The organism is Mesorhizobium sp. M7A.F.Ca.US.005.03.1.1, assembly GCF_003997975.1.
GTDB classification, from domain to species: domain Bacteria; phylum Pseudomonadota; class Alphaproteobacteria; order Rhizobiales; family Rhizobiaceae; genus Mesorhizobium; species Mesorhizobium ciceri.
On record NZ_RZRO01000168.1, the window covers coordinates 1 to 8,047 of the forward strand.

Here is an 8,047-nt window from a genome sequence, read left to right on the forward strand (position 1 = left end):
AAGATCGGTATCTCGACGCCATCGAAACCGGTCGCCTTGATGTCGCGCAGCAGCGGCTCGTGTTTCTTCGACACCGCCGTCGTCCACAAGAACATGCACATGCCGATTTTCATCGACGACCCCTCCCTTTGACGGCGCACTGGCTGTTCCGCCGCTTCGCGCCATGCCCCCTCATCCGGCCGCTTCGCGGCCACCTTCTCCCCGCTGGGGAGAAGAGACTTGGCGTCGCGCCATCTCCTCCTCCTCTCCCCTCGGGGAGAGGTCGGATTGCCCCGAATTGCCCTTCGCAATTCGGCTGGCAATCCGGGTGGGGGGCCTTCGTTACCCGCCGCGCCACTAAAGCTTCGTCCACGCCCCGTTTTTCTTCGACGATTTCACGCAGGCCTCGATGAAGGCCATGCCCTCGACGCCGTCCTGGATGGTCGGGAAGACGACGTCCTTGGGCGGCTTGCCACCCTTGCGGCGCGCTGCCCGGATGGCGCGCGCGGCCTCCTGGTAGATGTTGGCGAAACCTTCGAGATAGCCCTCGGGATGGCCCGACGGGACGCGGCTGACACGGCCCGCCACCGGCAGCGCGCCGGCGCCGTTGCGGGTGATCAATTGCTTTGGCTGGCCAAATGGGGTGTACCAGAGATAGTTCGGGTCGGCCTGCACCCATTCCAGCCCACCCTTCGAGCCATAGATGCGCAGCTTCAGCCCGTTCTCATGGCCGGGCGCCACCTGGCTTGCCCAGATCATGCCCTTGGCCGGGTGCGTCTTGCCGGTAGGCTTGAAGCGCAGCATGACGTTGACGTTATCATCCAGTAGCCGTCCCGGCACGAAGGCGTCGAGATCGGCCGACAGGGAGTCCAGTTCCAGCCCCGAGACGAAGCGGGCGAGGTTGTAGGCATGCGTGCCGATATCGCCCAGCGCACCGCCGGCACCTGCCTGCTTGGGGTCGGAGCGCCACGCCGCCTGCTTCTGGCCTGTCGCCGCCAAATCCTCGGTCAGCCAGTCCTGCGGATATTCGGACTGCACGATGCGGATGTCGCCGAGCACGCCCTTGGCGACCATTTCGCGTGCTTGCCGCACCATCGGATAGGCGGTGTAGTTGTGCGTCAGCACGAACACCTTGCCGGTCTTCTCGACTATCGCCGCAAGCTTTTTCGCTTCGGCCAGCGTCGTCGCCAGCGGCTTGTCGCAGATGACGTGGATGCCGGCCTCGAGGAAAGCTTTTGCCGCTGGCACATGCACATTGTTGGGCGTGACGATGGCCACCGCCTCGATGCCGTCGGGGCGCTTCGCCTCGGCCTTGGCCATCTCGGCATAGGATGCGTAGCTGCGTGAGGGGTCGAGCCCCAGTTCGGCCGCCGAGGCCTTGGCACGGGCCGGGTCGGCTGACAAAGCGCCGGCAACCAGCACGAACTCGTTGTCCAGCCGCGCCGCGATCCGATGCACCGCGCCGATGAAGGCGCCTTGCCCGCCGCCGACCATGCCGTAGCGGATCGGGCCGCCTCCCGTTTCCGACTTCGATGCGCCGACCATATCTTGCTCCTCGCTGTTGCTTACCCCCTTGAGGGGAGGTCGATCCGCGCAGCGGATCGGGTGGGGTCGTTGAGGCAGAGCGCGGTGTGAACCGACCCACCCGGCCTTTGGGCCACCCTCCCCGCGAAGGGGAGGGAAAATCGAGCTAGATTCCCATCATGGCGCGCAGCAACTTCTTGTCGGTGGTGCCAGCGGCGAAGTCGTCGAATGCCTTTTCCGTCACCCGGATGATGTGGTGCTCGATGAAAGGCGCGCCTTCGGCCGCACCATCCTCCGGATGCTTCAGGCAGCACTCCCACTCCAGCACCGCCCAGGAATCATAATTGTACTGCGTCAGCTTGGAGAAGATGCCGCCGAAATCCACCTGTCCATCGCCCAGCGAACGGAAGCGCGCGGCGCGGTTGGTCCAGCTCTGATAGCCGGAATAGACGCCTTGCCGGCCGGTCGGGTTGAACTCGGCGTCCTTGACGTGGAACGCCTTGATGCGCTCGTGATAGATGTCGATGAATTCGAGATAGTCGAGCTGCTGCAGCAGGAAATGCGACGGATCGTAATTGATGTTGCAGCGCTTGTGGCCGCCGACCGCGTCGAGGAACATCTCGAAAGTGGCGCCGTCGAAAACGTCTTCAGACGGGTGAATTTCATAGCCGACATCGACGCCGTTGTCCTCGTACACGTCGAGAATCGGCTTCCAGCGTTTGCCGAGCTCGCCAAACGCTTCCTCAATGAGTCCAGCCGGCCGCTGCGGGAACGGATAGAGGTAAGGGAAAGCCAGCGAGCCGGTAAACGACACTGAAGCATTCAGGCCTAGATTACGCGATGCTTTAGCGCCGAACTTCATCTGCTCGACAGCCCACTTCTGCCGGGCTGCGGGATTGTTGTGCACCGATGGCGGCGCAAAGCCATCCATCTGCGCGTCATAAGCAGGATGCACCGCCACCAATTGCCCCTGCAGATGCGTCGACAATTCCGTGATCTCGACGCCGGCGTCGGCGCAAATGCCTTTCACCTCGTCGCAATAGGCCTTGGAAGAGGCCGCCTTCTTGAGATCGAACAGCCGCGCGTCCCAGGTCGGGATCTGCACGCCCTTGTAGCCGAGACCGGCCGCCCATTTGGTGATCGACGCCAGTGAGCTGAACGGCGCGGCGTCGCCCGCGAACTGCGCCAGAAACAGCCCCGGGCCCTTCATTGTCGTCGGCATCGGCATCCTCCCTCATTTCTCTCGCGACCGAGCATAGCGCCGATTGGAAACAGGGCCAGCCACTTTGGTCTTTTCTCAACGGGCGCTTGCACGCACCACCATTCTGGTATTACCAAATGTGGAATTTTGGTCAAGCCTTGCAATGCGCCATCATGACCCCAAAACCACCCGGCGCAGGCATATATATCTCAATATAATCAAGGAAATACTCCACAGCGAAAGTTGCATCCCGGCGCTTCTTGCCGATCCGGATAATTTGCTGTAGACCTCGCTTCAGGCCCAATTGGTCGAACCAGTTTGCGAGAAAAGGCTGGGAACGCCTTGGGGAGGAACCTTTGTGTCGCCTTTTGGCGATGCATGTCGCAGGCGAACCATAGAGACGAGTTGGGAAGGACAGACCATGCATCTTTCGACGCACAACTGGATGCGCGCGGAACCCTTGGAAACGACGCTCAAGCGCATCAAGAAATTCGGCTATGAGTCGATCGAGATTTCCGGCGAACCCGAGCAGTACAAGACCAGGGAGACCCGGGCGCTGCTGAAGGAGCATGGCATTCGTTGCTGGGGCGCGGTGACCCTGATGCTGGGCGAGCGCAACCTTGCCGCCAGGAACCAGGGCCAGCGCGAGCGTTCCGTTCAGTATGTCAAGGACGTGCTGACCATGGTCAGCGAACTCGATGGCGAGATCATCACGCTGGTTCCGGCGACCGTCGGCAAGGTCGTGCCTGACGGCACCGAGGAAGAGGAATGGAAGTGGGTCGTCGACGCCACCCGCGAATGCTTCACCCACGCCAAGAAGGTCGGCGTCAAGATCGCTGTTGAACCGCTCAACCGCTTCGAGACCTATCTGTTCAATCGCGGCGCCCAGGCGCTGGCTTTGGCCGACGCGGTCAGCCCCGAATGCGGTGTCTGCCTCGACGCCTACCACCTCCATATGGAAGAATTTAACGTCTATGACGCGATCCGGCAGGCCGGAAAGCGCCTGTTCGACTTCCATGTCGCCGACAACAACCGCTTCGCCGCCGGTCTCGGCCAGATCGACTGGCCGAAGATCGTCGCTACCTTGCGCGAGATCGGCTACGACGGCGCGCTGACCAACGAGTTCGTCGCGCCCGTCGACCGGACGCCGGCGGCCCCCTATCCCGACATGGTCGAGCGCAATCCGGTCGATATCTCGCCCGAACAGCTGAAGTTCATCCAGGACCACGGCTCCAGCGTGCTCACCGAGAAATTCTACACCGACCAGATGCGCATCAACGCCGAAACGTTGCTGCCGCTGATCAAGTAGTCGACTGCCTCAGGGAAATTCGCCCTTCCGCCCTGACCGGCGCAGGGCTGGGGAAGAATATGCGTATCAAGTCCGTCCAAGCCTGGTGGATCCGCGTTCCGATCGAAGCCGCTCGGCAGCACCGCAGCGACTTCGGTCAGGTGACGACCTTCGACGCCGCCATCCTGCGCATCGAGACCGATGACGGTCTGGTCGGCTGGGGCGAAGGCAAGAACGCCGCCGGCAGCGCCGGCAGTTACGGCGCGCTCGTCCATATGCTGAACCATGAGGTCGGGCCGCAGCTGGTCGGCCGCGATCCGGCCGACATCGGCGTCATCTGGGAGATGCTCTACAATGGCGTGCGCCACGACAGCGCCGCACGCGGCGGCCACGCCATGCCGCAGCTGGCGCGGCGCGGCATGAGCATCGCCGCGATCAGCGCCGTCGACATCGCGCTGTGGGACATTCTTGGCAAATCGCTTGGCGTTCCGGTCTGGCGGCTGCTCGGCGGCCGCAAGCTCGATCGCATGCCGGCTTACGCGTCCGGCGGCTGGGCGGCCGCCGACGCCATCGGCGAGCAGTTGAAATCCTATATCGCCAAGGGCGGTTTCAAGGCACTGAAGATGCGGGTTGGCGCCATGGACGGCGCGGCGCACATTTCCGCCACCCGCGTGCGCGCCGCACGGCAGGCGCTCGGCCCCGATGTCGAACTGATGGTCGACGCGCACGGCACCTACACGGTGGCTGAAGCCAAGCGCTTCATCCACCTTGTCAACGATTTGGACCTCGCCTGGTTCGAGGAACCTATCATCGCCGACGATAAGCCGGGCATGGCCGAAGTGCGGGCAAGTGGCGCCGTTCCGATCGCCACCGGCGAAAGCGAGGCGACCCGCTACGCCTTCCGCGACCTCGCCGTGCTCAAAGCCGCCGACATCTTCCAGCCCGATCCCGCCTTCTGCGGCGGCATCAGCGAAGCGATGAAGATCGGCACCATCGCCAGCGCCTTCAATCTGCGCTTTGCGCCGCATTTGTGGGCCGGCGCGCCCTGTTTTTTCGCAGGCTTGCATGTCTGCGCCGCCTCGCCGTCGAGTTTCACCGTCGAATATTCGCTCGGCGCCAACCCGATGATCCATGATCTGGTCGAAGAGACTGTCGAAGCCAGGGACGGTATGATAGCGATCCCGGAAAAACCGGGTCTGGGATTCACCATTTCGGAGCGGTTCCTGGAGGCGCACGCGCAACGCGGTTGACGATGAAAGAAAAGAACCTTCTCGCGGAACTCGCTGCCTACCTGTTCTCCCATTCGGACAAGGAGAGCGGCCGAACGCCATCGGAGCGCGAACTGGCGGAGCATTTCGCCGTCAGCCGCGGTCAGATCCGCGAGGCGCTGGCCATCCTGGAGGCCATGCGCATCGTTGAGCGCCGGGCCAAATCCGGCATCTACATCGACACCAAGCAGGCCAGTGTGGAGGCCATGGCGCTCTTTGCCCGCGCGGGCCTCCCGCTCGACCCGATCCAGATCTACGAGACGGTCGAACTGCGCAAGATCCACGAGATCAAGGCGGCCGAACTTGCCTGTTCGCGTGCCACCGAGGAGAATTTCGAGCGGCTGCGCGAAATCCTGAAGGCTTCGGAAGAGCGCATCGCCGCCGGCGAAGGGCTTGCCAGGGAAGACCGCGAATTTCACCTCGAAATCGTGCGCGCCACCAAGAACAGCGTCTTCCACAATGTCTGCAGCGTCTACTACATGATGGGCGAGCAGCGCCTGCCGATCTATTTCAACGACCCCGAGCGCAACGTGCGCTCGCATGCCGAGCATATCCAGATCTATGAGGCGCTGCTGCGCCGCGACGGCAATCTCGCACAGGCGCTGATGAGCGCCCATCTGCAGGGCGCTGAGAGCTACTGGAAGGGCCTGATCGAGGGCCATGGCGAGGAGCCGCAAAGCCCGGCGCTCGAAAAAGCCTGACCGACATGGCTCGTATCCTCACGACCCAGGCCCTGCACCCGCGCGCCTCGGCCATGCTGGCCGGCGCCGGAGAGCTCGTCGTCGCCTCCGCCATCGATCCGGCCACGCTGGCCGCCGAAGCCAGGAATGCCGACATCGTCATCGTGCGCGCGCCGCTGCCCCCACAGCTTTTCGACGGCGCAAAGCTGCTGCGGGCGGCAATCCGTCATGGCGCCGGGCTCGACATGATCCCGATGGAAGCAGCGACGGCCGCCGGCGTGCTGGTGGCGAATGTGCCGGCGGTCAATGCCCGCTCGGTTGCCGAACACGTCATGTTCGTGGCCCTCGCCTTGCTGCGCAACTTCCGCGTCGTCGATCGCGACCTGCGCGCCAAAGGCTGGCTTGCCGGCCGCGAGCACGCCAACGCCAACAGCGAGCTTGCCGGCAAGACGATCGGCATTGTCGGCCTCGGCGCCGTCGGCCAGGCGGTCGGCCATATCGCCGCGCACGGCTTCGACCTGAAAGTGGTGGCAACGACGCGTAGCATGCAGCCGGCGCCGGACAAGGTCGGCTTCCTGTCGATCGACGCTCTCGTCGAGCAGAGCGACATCATCGTTCTGTGCTGCCCGCTGACGCCGGAAACGCGCGGCCTGATCAACCGTGAGCGGATCGCCCGCATGAAGCCGCAGGCGTTGCTGATCAACGTGTCGCGCGGACCGGTCGTCGACGACGACGCGCTGATCGAGGCCTTGCAGAAACGGCGCATCGGCGGCGCCGCGCTCGACGTGTTTGCGACGCAGCCGCTGCCGTCGAACCATCCCTATTTCGGCTTCGACAATGTTATCGTCACGCCGCACATGGCGGGGATCACCGAGGAATCGATGATGCGCATGGGCGTCGGCGCGGCGGGCGAAGCCCTGCTCGTGCTGGCGGGCAAACTGCCGGTCAATCTGCGCAATCCGGAAGTGGTCGATCACTACCGGCAGCGGTTCCCGGCGAGCGTGTAGCACATCGCGGTTTCGCCCCAATTCTTCGTGACGTTGAGACCCATGTTCAGTCCTCGCCTCACATCCCTCATTGTCGCCGCCTGTTCGCTCTGCGCCATTCCGTCATTCGCGGCCGAAAGCAGCTATGTCTATTGCGACAACGGGCTGCGCTGCTTCAAGGCGCCGTGCCCGTCGAACAGCGTGCTCGATCTTGCCACCGGAACGATCATCAAGGGCATGTCGATCGACACCAGCGGCTTGCCGCGGGCCGACAAGGCGATAACGGATCTTTCCGACGCGCTCTATGCCGGAAAGATCGTCGTCAGAGGCTCGATCGAGCACCGCACCCAGACGATCACCGGCAAGGAGTACGATCTGCCCTGGCTGGTCGCGACCAGCATCGTACGCACCGCCATGGACAGCGAACGCAAGCACTGTTCGTCGCGCTGATCCGCAATTTCCGGTTCAGTGCTGATCAACCGCCAGCAGCCGCTCCACTTCAGCGGCAATCCGCAGCAGGCGCCGGTCATGCCCGTTGCGCGCCACCAGCATCAATCCGGCAGGCAGCGGAGTGCCCGGCATCGGCAGCGAGATCGCGCAGAGATCGAACTGGTTGGCGACCTGCGTGTTGCGCAGCAGCAGGCCTTCGGTTCGGTCACGCAACCCGGCGTCGTCAGCCATAGAGACGATAGTCGGCGCCGTCACCGGTGTGGTCGGCAAGGCCAGCACATCGACCGAGGACAGCCGTTCGTCCATGGCGGCCGCAAGTGCCGCACGACGGCGCATCGCCCTGATGTAGACCGGAGTCGGCAGCATTGCCGCCCGCGACAGGGGGCCGCTGACGTGCGGGTCGACCGGCGCGGATGCCCCTGTCGCCAGCCAGTCGGCATGCACTTCGGCCCCCTCCATCGCAGCGATCGAGCCCCGCTTGGTCGCCGAACGAAAGTCTGCGAGCAAGTCGTCGATCGATATGTCCGCCAGGTGCGCTCCTATCTGCTCGATCTCGCGAAGGCTGCGTTCGAACGCCGCGGCGACCTCACTTTCAGTGTCTTCGAAAAGAAGCCCGCGCGGAATGCCGACGCGAAGCCCGGTAAGCGGCAGCGGCACGTGCAATGCCGGCG

At 63.8% G+C, this 8,047-nt stretch carries 8 protein-coding genes and 1 pseudogene; 5 read left to right on the forward strand and 4 right to left on the reverse strand.

Features of this window, described 5'->3' with window-relative positions; all coding sequences use genetic code 11:
• The 3 genes and pseudogenes from EN990_RS36490 to EN990_RS34255 form a co-directional block, all read right to left on the reverse strand.
• Positions 1-113 (reverse strand): annotated as a pseudogene (locus EN990_RS36490) (sugar phosphate isomerase/epimerase); the annotation flags it as partial.
• Between the two features lie 223 nt (positions 114-336).
• Positions 337-1,524 (reverse strand): Gfo/Idh/MocA family oxidoreductase, encoded by a 1,188-nt coding sequence (locus EN990_RS34250; protein WP_127366248.1) that lies wholly within the window; start codon positions 1,522-1,524, stop codon positions 337-339.
• 145 nt (positions 1,525-1,669) lie between these two features.
• The gene (locus EN990_RS34255; RefSeq protein WP_127368398.1) at positions 1,670-2,725 is read right to left on the reverse strand and encodes a sugar phosphate isomerase/epimerase; all 1,056 of its coding nucleotides are present in this window, start codon (positions 2,723-2,725) and stop codon (positions 1,670-1,672) included.
• A 400-nt stretch (positions 2,726-3,125) separates the two neighbouring features.
• Here EN990_RS34255 and EN990_RS34260 point away from each other — a divergent pair, with 400 nt between their 5' ends.
• The 5 genes from EN990_RS34260 to EN990_RS34280 are packed head-to-tail and all read left to right on the forward strand — an operon-like array spanning position 3,126 to position 7,376.
• A complete protein-coding gene (locus EN990_RS34260; RefSeq protein WP_013529508.1) occupies positions 3,126-4,013 on the forward strand; it encodes a sugar phosphate isomerase/epimerase in 888 nt (295 codons plus the stop codon).
• A 59-nt stretch (positions 4,014-4,072) separates the two neighbouring features.
• On the forward strand, positions 4,073-5,242 hold the full coding sequence (locus tag EN990_RS34265) for a mandelate racemase/muconate lactonizing enzyme family protein (protein ID WP_023812460.1): 1,170 nt from the start codon (positions 4,073-4,075) through the stop codon (positions 5,240-5,242).
• Between the two features lie 2 nt (positions 5,243-5,244).
• Complete coding sequence (locus EN990_RS34270; protein ID WP_013529506.1) at positions 5,245-5,961, forward strand: FadR/GntR family transcriptional regulator; 717 nt, start codon at positions 5,245-5,247, stop codon at positions 5,959-5,961.
• 5 nt (positions 5,962-5,966) lie between these two features.
• Complete coding sequence (locus tag EN990_RS34275; RefSeq protein ID WP_127385125.1) at positions 5,967-6,947, forward strand: hydroxyacid dehydrogenase; 981 nt, start codon at positions 5,967-5,969, stop codon at positions 6,945-6,947.
• Positions 6,948-6,989: 42 nt separating this feature from the next.
• Positions 6,990-7,376, forward strand: a complete 387-nt coding sequence (locus EN990_RS34280; protein WP_127370554.1) for a hypothetical protein — start codon at positions 6,990-6,992, stop codon at positions 7,374-7,376.
• Between the two features lie 15 nt (positions 7,377-7,391).
• Here the strand turns inward: EN990_RS34280 and EN990_RS34285 are convergent.
• Positions 7,392-8,047, reverse strand: a 656-nt coding sequence (locus tag EN990_RS34285; RefSeq protein WP_245469240.1) for an amidase family protein, incomplete at its 5' end; no start/stop codon positions are given.

Coding starts and splice junctions, on each gene's coding strand:
- EN990_RS34250 (WP_127366248.1), bottom strand. CDS start 1,524: ATGGTCGGCGCATCGAAGTCGGAAACGGGAGGCGGCCCGATCCGCTAC.
- EN990_RS34255 (WP_127368398.1), bottom strand. CDS start 2,725: ATGCCGACGACAATGAAGGGCCCGGGGCTGTTTCTGGCGCAGTTCGCG.
- EN990_RS34260 (WP_013529508.1), top strand. CDS start 3,126: ATGCATCTTTCGACGCACAACTGGATGCGCGCGGAACCCTTGGAAACG.
- EN990_RS34265 (WP_023812460.1), top strand. CDS start 4,073: ATGCGTATCAAGTCCGTCCAAGCCTGGTGGATCCGCGTTCCGATCGAA.
- EN990_RS34270 (WP_013529506.1), top strand. CDS start 5,245: ATGAAAGAAAAGAACCTTCTCGCGGAACTCGCTGCCTACCTGTTCTCC.
- EN990_RS34275 (WP_127385125.1), top strand. CDS start 5,967: ATGGCTCGTATCCTCACGACCCAGGCCCTGCACCCGCGCGCCTCGGCC.
- EN990_RS34280 (WP_127370554.1), top strand. CDS start 6,990: ATGTTCAGTCCTCGCCTCACATCCCTCATTGTCGCCGCCTGTTCGCTC.